14 protein-coding genes are annotated in these 15,967 nt (G+C 72.1%); 5 read left to right on the forward strand and 9 right to left on the reverse strand.

The features are described 5' to 3' along the window. Positions 1-721: 721 nt before the first annotated feature. The 4 genes from O7606_RS17290 (at position 722) to O7606_RS17305 (ending at position 3,804) form a co-directional block, all read left to right on the forward strand. On the forward strand, positions 722-1,066 hold the full coding sequence (locus O7606_RS17290; protein ID WP_281595060.1) for a DNRLRE domain-containing protein: 345 nt from the start codon (positions 722-724) through the stop codon (positions 1,064-1,066). Positions 1,067-1,119: 53 nt separating this feature from the next. Further along, positions 1,120-1,977: a metallophosphoesterase gene (locus tag O7606_RS17295; RefSeq protein WP_281595061.1), complete on the forward strand. Its 858-nt coding sequence runs from the start codon at positions 1,120-1,122 to the stop codon at positions 1,975-1,977. Between the two features lie 168 nt (positions 1,978-2,145). Next, on the forward strand, positions 2,146-2,373 hold the full coding sequence (locus O7606_RS17300) for a hypothetical protein (protein ID WP_281595062.1): 228 nt from the start codon (positions 2,146-2,148) through the stop codon (positions 2,371-2,373). A gap of 60 nt (positions 2,374-2,433) precedes the next feature. After that, positions 2,434-3,804, forward strand: a complete 1,371-nt coding sequence (locus O7606_RS17305) for a hypothetical protein (RefSeq protein ID WP_281595063.1) — start codon at positions 2,434-2,436, stop codon at positions 3,802-3,804. Between the two features lie 4 nt (positions 3,805-3,808). Here the strand turns inward: O7606_RS17305 and O7606_RS17310 are convergent, their stop codons facing one another. From O7606_RS17310 to hemL, 7 genes are all read right to left on the reverse strand, one after another. Beyond that, positions 3,809-4,093, reverse strand: a complete 285-nt coding sequence (locus O7606_RS17310) for a hypothetical protein (RefSeq protein WP_281595064.1) — start codon at positions 4,091-4,093, stop codon at positions 3,809-3,811. A gap of 83 nt (positions 4,094-4,176) precedes the next feature. Beyond that, positions 4,177-5,247 (reverse strand): c-type cytochrome biogenesis protein CcsB, encoded by a 1,071-nt coding sequence (gene ccsB, locus O7606_RS17315; protein ID WP_281595065.1) that lies wholly within the window; start codon positions 5,245-5,247, stop codon positions 4,177-4,179. Next, positions 5,247-6,959, reverse strand: coding sequence for a cytochrome c biogenesis protein ResB (locus O7606_RS17320; RefSeq protein WP_281595066.1), 1,713 nt, complete (start codon positions 6,957-6,959; stop codon positions 5,247-5,249). Before O7606_RS17320 ends, ccsB begins: the two co-directional genes overlap by 1 nt. Next, positions 6,959-7,816 (reverse strand): cytochrome c biogenesis protein CcdA, encoded by an 858-nt coding sequence (locus O7606_RS17325; RefSeq protein ID WP_281595067.1) that lies wholly within the window; start codon positions 7,814-7,816, stop codon positions 6,959-6,961. Before O7606_RS17325 ends, O7606_RS17320 begins: the two co-directional genes overlap by 1 nt. Next, on the reverse strand, positions 7,816-8,373 hold the full coding sequence (locus O7606_RS17330) for a TlpA disulfide reductase family protein (protein WP_281595068.1): 558 nt from the start codon (positions 8,371-8,373) through the stop codon (positions 7,816-7,818). The genes O7606_RS17325 and O7606_RS17330 overlap by 1 nt, the downstream gene beginning before the upstream one ends. Then, complete coding sequence (locus tag O7606_RS17335; RefSeq protein WP_281599735.1) at positions 8,373-9,008, reverse strand: histidine phosphatase family protein; 636 nt, start codon at positions 9,006-9,008, stop codon at positions 8,373-8,375. Before O7606_RS17335 ends, O7606_RS17330 begins: the two co-directional genes overlap by 1 nt. A gap of 20 nt (positions 9,009-9,028) precedes the next feature. After that, entirely contained in the window at positions 9,029-10,366 is a 1,338-nt protein-coding gene (hemL, locus tag O7606_RS17340) for a glutamate-1-semialdehyde 2,1-aminomutase (RefSeq protein ID WP_281595069.1), read from the reverse strand. Positions 10,367-10,520: 154 nt separating this feature from the next. On the opposite strand from hemL, the gene O7606_RS17345 reads away from it, so the two are divergent. Next, positions 10,521-10,841, forward strand: a complete 321-nt coding sequence (locus tag O7606_RS17345) for an STAS domain-containing protein (protein ID WP_281595070.1) — start codon at positions 10,521-10,523, stop codon at positions 10,839-10,841. Positions 10,842-10,963: 122 nt separating this feature from the next. Here O7606_RS17345 and O7606_RS17350 read toward each other — a convergent pair whose 3' ends face one another. Further along, positions 10,964-11,518 carry a response regulator gene (locus O7606_RS17350; RefSeq protein WP_281595071.1) on the reverse strand — a complete coding sequence of 185 codons (555 nt, stop codon included), beginning with the start codon at positions 11,516-11,518 and terminating at the stop codon, positions 10,964-10,966. Beyond that, complete coding sequence (locus O7606_RS17355; protein WP_281595072.1) at positions 11,515-15,882, reverse strand: HAMP domain-containing protein; 4,368 nt, start codon at positions 15,880-15,882, stop codon at positions 11,515-11,517. Before O7606_RS17355 ends, O7606_RS17350 begins: the two co-directional genes overlap by 4 nt. Positions 15,883-15,967: the final 85 nt, after the last annotated feature.

Raw genomic sequence — 15,967 nt, forward strand, 5'->3', positions numbered from 1 at the left:
CTCGCTGATCTGGAGTCGATCATGAGGCCCGGTTACGAGCGGCGCCTCGTCGCCGCTGGCGAGATCCTGAAGATGCTCGGCGTCAGCCGGTCGCGCTTCCGGGCCATCGCGACGCATCCGAGCTCTCCCCGGCCATTCCAGACGTTGTCGGTCGGCTCGGTGTGGCTGCGGTCGGACGTGGGGCGTACATCGCCACGTACCGTCAGCCCCGCCCCCCCCCGGCCGACGAGAACGTGCCCGGCTGAGGGGGGCGAGCCCGGCTGGCGGGCTGCTCCTGCCTACGTCGGGCCCCGGACGACCGCAGGTCAAGCCGCTGTCGGCGACTGTCGCCGCACAGGGCAGACGTACCCTCGGGAAGCCTGTCGAGCTGCCCCGGATGCGGGGCACGCACTGGTCCTGCCCCCGTCCGCACCCGTGTCCCTGCTCGCAAGATCGTGCTGAAACCCGGAAGTCACCGTCTCCTCGACGCCGCCACCAATCATGACGCCCCGCCCCGACCATCGTCACCAGACGTGACACCCCGACCGGGGCGGCCGTCGCGGGTCGTGACACTCCCGCTGGGCGCCGGCGACAGAGGGCATGCCCGGTCGTCGGGACACGCGGCACCGGGGCAGACGGCACCGGGGCGAGCCGGCGTTGGTGACGCGGCGTTGACGTACGGCGGTGTGCACTGCCGGACGGGCGGCGCCGCGACGGGCGAACCGCCGCGAGGAGGGTCCCCATGGGCGGGCGTGCGATCCGGGCGGCGCTGGTCGCCGTCACCGTCACGGCGGGAACGCTCGCCAGCGTGCCCCCGGCGGCGGCCCACACCACCACGACGTTCCTCGCCAGCGCAGACAGCTACGTCAGCGCGTCCCAGCCGACGACCAACTACAACGGCACGAACACCCTCGCCGTCGCCGCGTCACCGACCCGGATCTCGTACCTGAGGTTCAGCGTCACCACGCTGGCCGAGCCGGTCCGCTCCGCCTACCTGCGGCTGCACGTCCAGGACACCGGCAACGCGGCCAGCCCGAACGGCGGCCCGCGCAGCGGGTCGGCGCCGGCTGGACGGAGAGCACCCTGACGTACGCCAACCGGCCGGCGGCCATCGGCGGGCCGGTCGCCTCGTTCGGCAAGGTGCTGCGGAACACCTGGTACGACCTGGACGTCACCTCGGCGGTCACCGGCAACGGCGTCGTCGCGTTCTCCTTCGCGTCCGGCAACGCCGACGGCGCGTACGACGACAGCCGCGAGTCCGGCGGGTACGCGCCCCGGCTGGTCGTCACGACCGGCACCGGTGACAACGTGCTGCTCAACGCGGGCGACATCTCGGCCTGCTCCACCACCGGGGCGGCCCAGACCGCGCAGCTCATCGCCCGCGAGCCCGGCATGGTGATGGCCGGCGGCGACCTGACCGACAGCGGTACGGCGGCCCAGCTCGCCAACTGCTACGACCCGACCTGGGGCCAGTTCAAGAGCCGCACGAAGCCCATCCTCGGCAACCACGACTACATCACGGCCGGGGCGGTGCCCACGTTCGACTACTTCGGTCCGGTGCTGCCCCGAGGCACCGGCTACTACTCCTTCGACCGGGCCGGCTGGCACATCGTCGTGCTGAACACCAACTGTTCCAAGGTGGGCGGCTGCCAGGCCGGCTCGCCCCAGGAACGGTGGCTGCGGGCGGACCTGGCCGCGCACCCCAACCGCTGCGCCCTGGCGCAGTACCACCATCCGCTGTTCAGCTCCGGCGGCCGGGAGTCGTCGAACGTCCGGCCGCTGTTCCAGGCGCTCTACGACGCTGGGGCCGAGATCGTCGTCAACGGCCACAACCACCAGTACGAGCGGTCGCGCCGCAGAACCCGAGCGGGGCCGCCGAACCGGACCGGGGCGTCCGGGAGTTCGTGGTGGGCACCGGTGGCCGTCCACTCCAGAGCAGCTTCCCCGAGCCGGCGGCCAACAGCGAGGTCCGCAACGGCCGGACCTTCGGGGTGCTGAAGCTGGCCCTCTCGCCGAACAGCTACACCTGGCAGTTCCTCCCGGTGGTCGGCGCGACCTTCACCGACTCCGGCAGCGGTGTCTGCCACTGACCACCCCGACGGGGCGAGTTGCGAAGAATGTCACCGGTGCTGGCTCGGCGGCGGGCGGTACGGCAGGCTCGGAGGCATGTCGGACGCGTACACGGTCGGTGATCCTGACGGGTTGTCTCCGCTGCTGGCCGAGCTGCGGGACGCCGTCTCCCGCGAGTTGCACGCCCAGCTCGCCCTGCGGGCCGAACGGATCGAGTTGGAGGCGGTGCCCGAGGTCGCGTACCAGGTCACTCTGCGGGTGGCGGACGTGCTGACCCGGTGGCGGCCGGCGAACGCCGCCGATATCGTCGCACCGTCCTCTTAGGATCGGTGGAACCGCACGGGTCGGACGGTCCGGGCGGCACACCGATCCTCAGGGAGCTTCATGACAACTGTGCGTGTTAGCCGCAGGTTCCAGGTCGGCGCGACGGCGGTCGCGGCGGCGATCCTGGCCGGCGCGGCGGCCAACCCCGCGACGGCGGGCCCCGCGACGACGGAGACCGACCCCGGCTGGGTCACCGCCTGGCTCGGGGACACCGCGCTGGGCGCTGCCGGCGCCCCCGGCCGCACCGCCGCGCTCCAGTTGAGCAGCACCGGCGCGACCAACCCCCGGGTCGTCTTCGACCTGAGCGGGCTGACCGGGGTGGCCGTCGCGACCTTCCCGGCCTGGTGCGTCACCGCCGCCGAGATCACCTGCCCGATGCCGCCCACCGCGACCCCGGACGAGTTCGGCAGCGTCAACGGCACCGTGCCGGTGGTGCTGCGCGCCTTCTCCGGCACCACCGACGGCGCGTCCGGCACGATCGGCTACACGGTGCTGGCCGACGGCGTCGACGGCGAGACCCAGCGGGCCGCCGTCTCGGTGCACGCCGGGCCGGCGGCGGTGAGCCTGGTCGACGAGTACGTCGACAGCGCCGACACCGGTGACACGCTCCGCATGCCGGTGGCCGTGACCAGCGCCGGCAACGTGCCGGTGCTCGCGCTCCGGCTCACCGTACGGCTCCCGGTCGGGTTGACGCCCGCCGCGTACCGCAACTGCCGCTACGGCGCCGGCGACCAACTCAGCACGGTAGTGGTGTGCACGATCCCGGGCCCGCTGGCCCCCGGGGTCTCCTACCGGGCCCCGGACGGCTTCACCAGCACTGTCGGTCCGGCCGCCGTCGGCGCGAAACGGATCGTCCAGCAGGTCGAGCCGGTCACCACGGCCGACCCGCCGCCCGCCGGGCTGGTGTTGAAGCGGCGTCCCGCCGACCGGATGTTCCGGCTCGGTCAGGTGGGCACCCCGGTCGACGTGCTCGACGCCGACCACCAGTCCCCGTACGGCCAGTACTACCTGCGTGACGTGCCCGGCGCCTTCGACGTGGTGGCGCTCGGGGCGACCGCCGCCGGCTCGGTGGGCGACACCGTGACGGTGCGGGTCGGCATGCGCAACGACGGCCCGGGCGTCCCGGACGGCACCGTCTCCGGCGGGGACCCGGGCAGCTTCGTCTTCACCCCGCCGGCCGGCACGGTCGTCGTCGGCGAGCCGACCGGCTGCTCCCCCGCCGGCGGCGGCGAGGACGGCGGCGAGGAGCCGTTGACCTGGTACTGCGCCAAGTCGGGTGGCGTCTTCCCGGCCGGTGAGAGCTTTTTGGTCGACTTCGACCTACGGGTCGACGGCCCGCTCGGCGCAGCCGGCCAGGTGCGGATCCCGTACGGCTACCCGCGGGTGGACGACGACCCGGCGAACGACAGCGCCCCGGTGACCATCGCCTGACCGGTCATTCGCATTGGTAGAGCCGTTCCGGGTCGACGAGCGCCACCTCGGCCCGGCCGGCTGCCAGCTCCCTCAGCCCCTCGGTGAGCCCGTTGCCGCTGGCCAGGAGCAGACAGCCGGCGGAAGCGTCCACGCCGGGGCGACGGGTGAGCAGCTCCCGGGCCCGGACCAGCCGGTCCAGATCCGGTCGGCCGAGCGTACGACCCCATTTGACCTCACCGATCGCCAGTAGCGGACGGGGGCCGTCGCCCGACGGTGGCTCACCGAGCGCGACGACCGGAGGGCCCACTGCCTGACGGTTTCCACGAAGCGCGGTGTCGCGCAGGTCAGGGTCCTCGGCGAGCAGGTAGCGGGCCTCGCGGAACAGCGGCCTCAGTCGAGGCCGCCGTACGAGTGCAGGCCCTCGAAGAAGATGTTCACGCCGAACAGGTTCATCAGCATGGTCAGGAAGCCCAGCACGGCGATCCAGGTGGCCACGTTGCGCCGCACGCTGGGCGTGGCGCGGGCGTGCAGGTAACCGGCGTAGATCACCCAGGAGATGAACGACCAGGTCTCTTTCGGGTCCCAGCCCCACGGCCGCCCCCAGGACGCCTCGGCCCAGATCGCCCCGGCGATCACCGCGAAGGTGAAGACCGGGAAGGCGAACGCGTGCAGCACGAAGGTCAGCCGCTCCAGGCTCTCCGCCGAGGGCATCCGCTTCGCCAGCGTGTACGGGAAACTGCGCCGACCCCGCTCGTACCCGTCACGCATGAGGAAGGTGACCGCCGGCACCACGCCCAGCAGAAACAGCCCGGAGGCGAACACCACGGTCGACACGTGGATGACGAACCAGTACGAGTTGAGCGCCGGCACCAGCGGCACCACCGGCACGTAGAGCACCAGCTCGGCGGTCGCCACCAGGAGCACCATGACCAGGGTGAGGAACAGCCCGAGCCGGCGCAGCGACGGGCGCTTCCAGAGCACCGCCAGCCAGCCGGCGACCCCGATGAACGAGACCGTCAGCACGAACTCGTACATGTTGCCCCAGGGCATCCGGTCGGCGTCGATGCCCCGGGTGATCAGGCCGCCCAGGTGCAGCAGGGCGGCGACCACGGTGGCGGCCACCGCGATCAGGCCGGCGAGCCGGGCCCGCCCGGGCGGTCGCTTCCCCGGGCCGGGCGACTCCACCACCGACGGCGGGACCGGGGCGTCCGGGAGCACGCCGGCATCCGTACCGCCGCCGCCCGTGCCGCTGCCGCCCGTGCCGCTGACGGTCGTGCCGCTGACGGTCGTGCCGCTGACGGTCGTGCCGCCGACGCCGGCGCCGACCAGCTCGCGGGCCGGCGCGGGGGTGGCGGCCCGGACCCGGGCGTTGCCGAGGGCGTACTCGACGGCGTGGCAGATCATCGCGACCAGGTACGCCAGGATCGCGAAGGTCACCAGTTGATCGGAGATCGCGGACATCAGTCGGTCCCTTCTCGCGGCCCCCCGACGGGGTCGACTCCGGCGGCCCGGCCGGCACCACCCCGCACCTCGTCGACGAGCGCGGTGAACTCGTCGACGAAGCCGGGATACTCGGTGCGCGGCAGCCCACCGGCCTCCACCAAACTACTACCGACCGTCGTTGATCTTCCCACCGGGGCGTCGGCCCGCCCGTCGGCGTCGGCCGGCTGGTCGGCGGCCACGCCACCCGCGCCCGGCGGGACGGACGCGTCGGCCGCAAGGACCCGGAACCAGACCCGGCGGCGGCGGCCGAACAGCGAGCCGAGCAGGCCGACCAGCAGCACCCCGCTGCTCACCAGCAGCACCGTCGAGCCCGGGTCGTACCGCACGGAGAGCGTGACGAACGGTCGGGTGCCGAGGAACTCGACGCTGGTGCCGTCGTCCAGGGTCCACTTCTCGCCCGGCTTGAGCAGCCGCGCCTCGCCGAGTTGCGTCAGCCGGCCGTTGTCGATCTGCCGCTGGTCGAGCCGGTACACCGAGCCGGGGATGCCGGCGTCCAGCCCGAGGTTCCCCCGGTACGCGATCAGGAAGACCGCCGGGTTGCGCTCGGTCGGATGCTGCGACCGCACGTACGGCGGCGATTCCGGCGCGGTGGGCAGGTACAGCCCCTCGAAGGCGACCTGTAGCGCCGGGTCACGCCGCCCGGTCGCCGGGTCGAGGTTGACGTCCGGGAACATCGCCACGCCCTCGCCGGTGAGCGTGTTGTCGGTGGTCAGGAACGGTTCGGCGCTGGTCTGCGTGCGGCCGAAGCGGTCGGTGTACCGCAGCACCGGCGCGTACCCGTGCCCGAGCAGGTAGACGTTCGCCCCGTCGAGCCGCAGCGGCGAGTTGACCGAGAAGTCCGCGCGGCGGGCCGGCTGCCCGTCCTCGGTCACGGTCACCGTGGCGTTGAAGAACTCCGGCTGGCCGGACTCCAGGAACCGGGCCTGGAAATCGTCCAGCGTGAGGCAGAACGGCGGCAGGCCCGGGCTGTCCACCCGGGCGCCGATCTTCGACTCGGCGTACTGGAACTGGGTGTTGCAGAAGCCCTTGTCCCCGCCCGCGACGAGCAGCCGGTTGCCGCTCCAGCCGTACCACGAGCCGAGCGCGACGCCGATCAGCACCGCGATCAGCGAGGTGTGGAAGAGCAGGTTGCCGGTCTCCTTGAGGTAGCCCTTCTCGGCGGAGACCTCGTTGCCGCGCACCACCACCCGCCAGCGGCGGCGGCGCAGCACCGCGGCGATGGCCTCCGGGCCGCCGTGGTGGCCGGTCAGCACCGCGTGCTGCGGCAGCCGTTCCAGCCGCTTCGGCACGGCCGGGGGTACGGCCCGCAGCGCCCGCACGTGCTCCCGCAGCCGGGGCACGATGCAGCCGACCAGGGAGGTGAACAGCAGCAGGTAGATCGCGGAGAACCAGACCGAGCCGAACACCTCGAACGCGCCGAGCCGGTCCAGTCTCGGGGCGAGTTGCGGGTACTCGACGAAGAAGTCGTCGACGTCCTCCGGGTTGACCCCGCGCTGCGGCAGCACCGAGCCGGGCACGGCGGCGACCGCGAGCAGGAAGAGCAGGACCAGCGCGGTACGCATGCTGGTGAGCTGCCGCCACGAGTTGCGCAGCAGGGCCAGCAGCGGGTTCGGTCGGCGGCGCGGCGTCGACGGGGACGGCGCGGCCGACCGGTCCTCGACGGCGGTCATCAGATGCCCACCTCGCCCACCCCGACGGTGGTCTGCAACCAGATCACGAAGCTCTGCCAGCCGCCGGTGACCAGCGCCAGGCCGATCAGCACCAGCAGCGCCCCGCCGACCCGGGTGACCCAGCGGCTGTTGCGGCGGATCACCCGGAACACGCCGAGCAGCCGCTGGAAGCCCAACCCGAAGATCACGAACGGCAGGCCGAGCCCCAGGCAGTACGCGACGGCGAGCACCACGGCCCGGTCGGTCTGCCCGCCCGCGGCGGCCATGCCCAGCACCGCCCCCAGGGTCGGCCCGGTGCACGGCATCCAGCTCAGCGCGAACACCGCCCCGAAGACCGGCGCGCCGAGCAGACCGGCCGACGGCAGCCGGTGGATCCGCACCTCCCGCTGGAGGCCGGGCAGCAGCCCGACGAAGGCCAGCCCCAGCACGATCACCAGGACGCCGACCACGATCTCCAGGGTCCGCTGGTACTGGAAGAGGACCTTGCCGATGCTGGCGAAGAGGATCGCGGTGGCGGTGAAGACGGCGGTGAACCCGCCGACGAAGAGCAGCGTGCCGGCCAGCACCCGCCCCTTCACCCGGGCGGTCCGCGCCGCCGGACGCTGCGGCCGTACCGCCAGGGCCGTCCCGCCGCCGGTCGCCGCCGCCGCGCCGCCGGTCGCCGCCGCGCCGCCCTGGGCGTCCGGGCGGGCGCCTTCCAGGTCGGCGCCGGCGAGACCGGTGACGTACGACAGGTAGCCGGGAACGAGCGGCAGCACGCACGGCGAGAGGAAACTGACCAGTCCGGCGAGAGCCGCCGCGCCGACGGCCAGCCACAGCGGGCCGCTCTCGGCGAGCGTCCGGAACGTCTCACCCATCAGGGCGCGCCTTCGGCGGCGATCCGTTCCACCACGGGTTGCAGCACGTCCTGGATGACCGCGCCCCGCCGCAGCGCGGCGATCCGGCCCTCCCGGTCGAGGACGACGGTGGCCGGGATGGCGTTGGGCGCGATGTCGAAGTCGAGGGCCGTCCGGCCGGGCGGGTCGAAGACGCTCGGGTAGCTGACCCGGCCCTCCTCGAACGCGATGGCCTTGTCCCGGCTGTCCGAGACGTTGATGCCGAGGAAGGTCACCCCGGACGCCTTCGTGGCCTGGTAGGTGTTCTCCAGGTCGTCGGCCTCGGCGCGGCACGGGGCGCACCAGGAACCCCAGAAGTTGATCACCACGACCTTGCCCCGGTCCTGGGTGAGGTCGTAGCGGCCCCCGGTGAGGAGCTCCCCGACGACCTCGGGGGCGGTGGTGCGCTCGTCCGGCGCGCACTCCAGGACGCCGTCCCGGGTGGCGCAGCGCTGCTCGCCGCCCCCGCCGGAACACGCCGCCAACGCCACCGGGGCGACGACGGCGAGCAGCGCGGCGGCACACCTACGGAACACCATCAGGCGCCCTTGGCTGTCCGCGCGGTCGGCGACATGGCGATCAGGTGGGCGGCCGGCTCGGAGTAGCCGATCCCCACCACCTTCGCCCCGTCGAAGTGGAACGAGGTGAGGCTGGCCAGCCCGCACTGCCGTCGACGCGGGTCGTGCCAGAGCCGCTTGCGTTCCACGTAGCGGCGCAGCGTCCAGATGGGGAGCTGGTGCGAGACCAGGACCGCCTCCCGCCCCTCGGCGGCGACCCGGGCGGCGTGCAGCGCGGCGAACATCCGCTCGGCGATGGTGCGGTACGCCTCGCCCCAGGACGGGGTGACCGGGTCGCGCAGCACCCACCAGTTACGCGGGTCACGGAACCCGCCGTCGCCCGGGGAGACCTTCTTGCCCTCGAACCAGTTGGCGCTCTCGATCAGGCGCTCGTCCACCCCGACCGACAGGCCGAACTGGGCGGCGATCGGCTCGGCGGTCTGCTGGGCGCGTTCCAGCGGGCTGGCCACCACGTGCACCACCTGACGGTCGGCCAGACCCTGCGCGGCGGCCTTGGCCATCTGCACGCCCAGCTCGGAGAGGCGGAAACCGGGCAGCCGGCCGTAGAGGACGCGCTCCGGGTTGTGCACCTCGCCGTGCCGCAGCACGTGGACCACCGTCTTGCCGCTCACCGTAGCTACCCCCCGTGACCTGCCGCTGCCGCCGCGTTCGCCGCCGCCGGCAGGGCGGCGGCGAGCTGTTCCAGAGCGGCGTCGTCGAGCGCCGCCGACACGAACCACGCCTCGAACGCGCTCGGCGGCAGGTAGACGCCGCCGGCCAGCATCGCGTGGAAGAACGCCTTGAACGCGGGCACCTGCTGGGTGCGGGCGCTGTCGTAGTCGACCACGTCGGCGTCGGTGAAGAAGATCGAGAACATGCTGCCCGCGTACGACAGCCGGTGCGGGACCCCGGCGGCGGCCAGCGCGTCGGAGGCCAGTTTGCCCACGGTGGCGGCGGTGTCGTCGAGCCGGCGGTAGACGGCGTCGTCGGCCAGCCGCAGGGTGGCCAGGCCGGCGGCGCAGGCCAGCGGGTTACCGGAGAGCGTGCCGGCCTGGTAGACCGGGCCGGCGGGCGCGAGCCGGGCCATGATCTCCGCCCGCCCGCCGAACGCCGCGGCGGGCAGCCCACCCCCCATGACCTTCCCGTACGTCCACAGGTCGGCGTCGGACGGGTCGAGCCCGTGCCAGCCGGCGCGGGAGACCCGGAACCCGGTCATCACCTCGTCGACGACCAGCAGCGCGCCGTGCGCGTGGGCGATCCGGGCGAGCTGCTGGTTGAAGCCGTCCCGGGGGGCGACCACGCCCATGTTGCCGGCGGCGGCCTCGGTGATGACCGCGGCGATGTGCCCGCCCTCGGCGGCGAACGCCTCCTCCACCGCCGTCAGGTCGTTGTACGGCAGCACGATCGTCTCGCTGGCCGCCGCGCCGGTCACGCCGGGCGAGTCGGGCAGGCCCAGGGTGGCCACGCCGGAGCCGGCGGCGGCCAGCAGCGCGTCCACGTGCCCGTGGTAGCAGCCGGCGAACTTGACGATCTTGGAGCGGCCGGTGCAGCCCCGGGCCAGCCGGATCGCCGACATGGTCGCCTCGGTGCCGGAGTTGACCAGCCGCACCTGTTCCATCGGGGTGCGCTCGACCAGCTCGGCGGCCAGCTCGACCTCACCCGGGGTGGGCGTGCCGAAGCTGGTGCCCCGGGCGGCGGCGGCCTGCACGGCGGCGACCACCTCCGGGTGGGCGTGCCCGAGGATCAGCGGCCCCCAGGAACAGACCAGGTCGACGTAGCGCCGGTCGTCCGCGTCGTACAGCCAGGGGCCCTCCCCCCGGACCATGAAGCGGGGCGTGCCGCCGACGGCGCGGAAGGCGCGCACAGGGGAGTTCACCCCGCCTGGCACGAGGGCGCGGGCGCGGGCGAACAGGGCCTCGGAGGCCGGCGCGTCGGCCGGGAAACGGCCGGATCCGGCAGGGTACGTATCCGTCACGATGGGCCCATTGTGTCAGCGTCCGGGGCCTGATCGACAACCACCCCTGACCGGGGTTACCGGGCTCACCCCCGGACGCCGCCGGACGGGACGCGCCGGCAGGCGCATGCGGCCTCGACAGGCCGGGGCACCGGGATCGCGCTAGGCTGACCCGGTGGATCGTGCCGAACTGTCCATCACGGTACACCGGACAGCCGACGAGGTGGTGCTACGGCTGGCCGGTGAGATCGACATGCTCACCGCCGCCCAGCTCACCAGCGTGGTGAACGAGGTTCTCGGTGATCCGCCGCCGCGCATCGTGCTCGACCTCGAAGGCGTCACGTTCTGCGACTCGCAGGGCCTCGGCACGCTGGTGGTGCTCAGCCGGAAGGCGAGCCACGCGCAGAGCCTGCTCGTCCTCACCCAGGTCGGCGACTTCCTGCTCCGCGTCCTGGACATCACCGGCCTTCGCTCCGCCCTGATGATCCGCGCCTGACCCACCCACCCCACCCGCGTCCCACCGCGCCCCCACCCCGTCACCAACGTCCATGGACAGAACATCTAGACCGGCGCGAATAGGGAGTGGGCGCGACGAGGGGGTGGGGAGGGAGGGGTGGGTCAGTGGGGGGCGCCCCAGCGGGCTTGTTCGAGGAGTTCTGCGGCGCGGGTGGGGGCGTCGGGGTCGGGTGAGCGGAGCAGGGTGGTGGCCTCGTCGACGGCGTCGGTGAGCGCCCGCCACTGCGCCTCCCGCTCGCGTACCACCTCGGACTGGGCGGCGAGCTGCCGGTTCTTCGACCACAGGTCGACGAAGACCGACACCTTGGCGCGCAGCACCCACGGGTCGAAGGGCTTGGTGAGGTAGTCGACCGCGCCCACCGCGTACCCCCGGAGCGCGAGCTGCGCGTCCCGGTCGGCGGCGGTGAGGAAGATGATCGGGATGTGCCGGGTCCGTTCCCGGCGCTTGATGTGACTGGCGGTCTCGAACCCGTCCATGTCGGGCATCTGCGCGTCGAGCAGGATCACCGCGAAGTCGTCCACCAGGAGCTGCTTCAGGGCCGCTTCGCCGCTCTCCACGGCCACCGACTGCACCGGCAGGCCCTGGAGGATCGCCTCCAGGGCCATCAGGTTCTCCCGTCGGTCGTCGACCAGCAGCGCCTTGGCCATCTGGGTCACCGGTTCTCCTCCTGTCGGCCGCCGCTGATCCAGGACGCCATCAACTCGATCAGCTTGTCCAGGTCAACCGGTTTGGTGATGTAGTCGCTGCCGCCGGCCGCCAGCGCGGACTCCCGGTCCCCGGGCATCGCCTTGGCGGTGAGGAAGACGATCGGCAGGTCGGTGAAGCGGTGGTTGCGCCGGATCTGGCGGGTCGTCTCGTACCCGTCCTGGTCGGGCATCATCGCGTCCATCAGCACGATGTCGACCTCCGGGTGCTCGGCGAGCTGCCGGGTGCCGTCCACCCCGTTGTCCGAGTACAGGACCGTCATGCCGTGCAGCTCCAGGGCGCTGGTCAGGGCGAAGACGTTACGGACGTCGTCGTCGACGATCAGCACGGTGGCCCCGTCCAGCCGGCGGGTGGTCGGGGTCTGCGGCGGCTGCGGCAGCTCCGGCGGGGGCATCAGCAGCGACGACGGCAGCCCGGCCCGCGCCGGTGAGGGCGGCAGCGGCGCGACCACCGCGTCCGGGGCCAGCACGTCCGGCACGAAGAGGGTGAACGTCGACCCCTGCCCGGGGGCGGACGCGACGGTGATCGTGCCGCCGAGCAGGCGGGCCAGGTCGCGGCTGATGGACAACCCGAGGCCGGTGCCCCCGTACCGGCGGCTGGTGGTGCCGTCGGCCTGCTGGAACGCCTCGAAGATCAGCGACAGCTTGTCGTCAGGTACGCCGATCCCGGTGTCGATCACCGTGAAGGCGATCACCTGCCGGGCGTTGACCAGCGCCGGCACGTCGAAGACGACGCTGTCCGCCGCCGGCGCGATCCGCAGGGTGACCGCGCCGTTGTCGGTGAACTTGACCGCGTTGGAGAGCAGGTTACGCAGGATCTGCTGCAACCGTTGCGCGTCGGTGACCAGCGCGGGCGGCAGGTCGTCGGCGATCTCGACCTGGAAGCCGAGGCCCTTCTCCTCGGCCTGCGGGGCGAACGCCTGCTCGACGTAGCCGCGGATGTCGGAGAAGCGCACCTCGACCGGTTGGACGTCCATCCGGCCGGCCTCGATCTTCGACAGGTCGAGGATGTCGTCGATCAGGGAGAGCAGGTCGGAGCCGGCGCTGTGGATCGTCCGGGCGAACTCGATCTGCTTCGGGGTGAGGTTCTGCTCGGAGTTCTCCGCCAGCAGCCGGGCCAGCAGCAGCAGCGAGTTCAGCGGCGTACGCAGCTCGTGGCTCATGTTCGCCAGGAACTCCGACTTGTACGCCGAGGCGCGGGTGAGCTGCTGCGCCTTCTCCTCCAGGCCGAGCCGGGCCAGCTCGATCTCCCGGTTCTTCGTCTCGATGTTGCCCTTCTGCTCCGACAGGAGCTGGGCCTTGTCCTCCAGCTCGGCGTTGGTGCGCTGCAACTCCGCCGACTGTTCCTGCAGCTCGTGGGCGAGCCGCTGCGACTGGGAGAGCAGCTCCTCGGTACGCCGGTTGGCCTGGATGGTGTTGACCGCGATGCCGATGGTGGACACCAGCCGCTTCAGGAAGGCCAGGTGCAGCTCGGAGAAGGCGGCCACGCTGGCGAACTCGATCACGCCGAGCAGCTCCCCCTCGAACAGCACGGGGAGGATGACCAGGTCGTTGGGGTTGGTCTCGGCCAGGCCGGAGCGCAGCGTGATCGTACCGTCCGGCACCGCGCTGACCCGGATGGTACGGCGGGAGAGGGCGGCCTGCCCGACCAGTCCCTCACCGGGGCCGAAGGTGACGTCGTGGCCCCGGGCCACGTACCCGTAGGAGGCGGTCAGCCGCAGCCGGACCACGCCGTCGGAGTTGTCGGCGAGGAAGAACGCGCCGAGCTGCGCGTCGACCAGCGGGGTGACCTCCAGCATGATCATGCGGCAGACCTCGCCGAGGTCACGCTGCCCCTGGAGCAGGCCGCCGATGCGGGCCAGGTTGGAGTCGAGCCAGCCCTGCTCGGCGTTCTTCTTCGTCGTCTCCCGGAGGGTGACGATCATCTGGTTGATGTTGTCCTTCAGCTCGGCGACCTCGCCCTGCGCCTTGACCGCGATCCGTTGGGTCAGGTCGCCGCGGGTCACCGAGGTGGAGACCTGGGAGATCGCCCGGAGCTGGGTGGTCAGGGTGGAGGCGAGCTGGTTGACGTTCTCGGTGAGGTCCCGCCAGGTGCCGGAGACGCCCTTCACCTGGGCCTGACCGCCCAGCTTGCCCTCGATGCCGACCTCGCGGGCCACCCGGGTCACCTCGTCGGCGAACGACGAGAGCTGGTCGACCATCGTGTTCACCGTCGACTTGAGCTCCAGGATCTCGCCCTGCGCGTCCACGGTGATCTTCTGCGACAGGTCGCCCTTGGCGACGGCGGTGGTGACCGACGCGATGTTGCGGACCTGGGAGGTGAGGTTCGACGCCATCGAGTTCACGTTGTCGGTGAGGTCCCGCCAGGTGCCGGAGACGCCCTTCACCTGGGCCTGACCGCCCAGCTTGCCCTCGGTGCCCACCTCGCGGGCCACCCGGGTCACCTCGTCGGCGAACGACGAGAGCTGGTCCACCATCGTGTTCACCGTCGACTTGAGCTCCAGGATCTCGCCCTGCGCGTCCACGGTGATCTTCTGCGAGAGGTCGCCCTTCGCCACCGCCGTGGAGACCTGGGCGATGTTGCGGACCTGCGAGGTGAGGTTCGACGCCATCGAGTTCACGTTGTCGGTCAGGTCGCGCCAGGTGCCGGCCACCCCGCGTACCTGGGCCTGCCCGCCGAGCTTGCCCTCGGTGCCCACCTCACGCGCCACCCGGGTCACCTCGTCGGCGAACGACGAGAGCTGGTCCACCATCGTGTTCACCGTGTTCTTCAGCTCCAGGATCTCGCCCCGGGCGTCGACGGTGATCTTCTGCGACAGGTCGCCCTTGGCGACGGCGGTGGTGACCGACGCGATGTTGCGGACCTGGGAGGTGAGGTTCGACCCCATCGAGTTCACGTTGTCGGTGAGGTCCCGCCAGGTGCCGGAGACCCCCTTCACCTGGGCCTGACCACCCAGCTTGCCCTCGGTGCCCACCTCACGCGCCACCCGGGTCACCTCGTCGGCGAACGACGAGAGCTGGTCCACCATCGTGTTCACCGTGTCCTTCAGCTCCAGGATCTCGCCCCGGGCATCCACGGTGATCTTCTGCGACAGGTCGCCCTTCGCCACGGCGGTGGAGACCTGGGAGATGTTGCGGACCTGGCTGGTCAGGTTGCCGGCGAGCTGGTTGACGTTCTCGGTGAGGTCCCGCCAGGTGCCGGAGACGCCCCGGACCTGGGCCTGACCGCCGAGCTTGCCCTCGGTGCCCACCTCACGCGCCACCCGGGTCACCTCGTCGGCGAACGACGAGAGCTGGTCCACCATCGTGTTCACGGTGTCCTTCAGCTCCAGGATCTCGCCCTGCGCCGCGACGGTGATCTTCTGGGACAGGTCGCCCCGGGCCACCGCCGTGGAGACCTGGGCGATGTTGCGGACCTGCGCGGTGAGGTTGGACGCCATCGAGTTGACGCTGTCGGTCAGGTCCTTCCAGGTGCCGGCGACGTTCGGCACCTCCGCCTGGCCGCCGAGCTTGCCCTCGGTGCCCACCTCGCGGGCCACCCGGGTCACCTGCTCGGCGAAGAGCCGCAGCGTGTCGGTGAGCGTGTTCACGGTGTCGGCCAGCGCGGCGACCTCGCCCTTCGCCGACACGGTGATCTTCTGCGACAGGTCGCCCCGGGCCACCGCCGTGGCCACCTGCGAGATCGACCGCACCTGGTGGGTCAGGTTCGACGCCATCGTGTTCACCGAGTCGGTGAGGTCCTTCCAGGTGCCGGCCACCCCGCGCACGTCGGCCTGCGCGCCCAGCTTGCCCTCGGTGCCGACCTCACGCGCCACCCGGGTCACCTCGCTGGAGAACGAGGAGAGCTGGTCGACCATGGTGTTCACGGTCTTGCCGATCCGCAGGAACTCGCCGCGCAACGGCCGACCGTCCATCTCCAGCGCCATGTGCTGGGAGAGGTCGCCGTCCGCCACCGCCACGATGACCCGGGCGATCTCGGTGGTGGGCCGCCCCAGGTCGTCGATCAGCGAGTTGACCGCCCGCTGCCCCTCCGCCCAGGAGCCCTCCAGCCCTTCCTCCTCCAGCCGCTCGGTGAGCCGCCCCTCCCGGCCGACGATCCGGCTGATCCGACGCAGGTCCAGGTGCTGCCGTTCCTGCACCGACACGATGTCGTTGAAGGCGTCGACCACCTCGCCGGCCGCGCCCGACCGGCGGGGCAGCCGTACCTTGAAGTCGCCCCGACCCACCCGACGCAGCGCCGCCGCCAACTCACCGAGGATCGCCTCGTGGTCGGCCGCGGACGAGTCCGCGCCGGCCGCCTGTCTCGCCGTCGTCATCGTTCCTCGCTCAGCTCGGGGACCTTCCGACTCGTGCCGGCCATCCCATCATTGTGCCTTCGCCCAGCTCCCACACCCCCACACC

The sequence above is a fragment of the Micromonospora sp. WMMD882 genome (assembly GCF_027497255.1).
In the GTDB taxonomy this organism is placed as follows: Bacteria; Actinomycetota; Actinomycetes; order Mycobacteriales; family Micromonosporaceae; genus Micromonospora.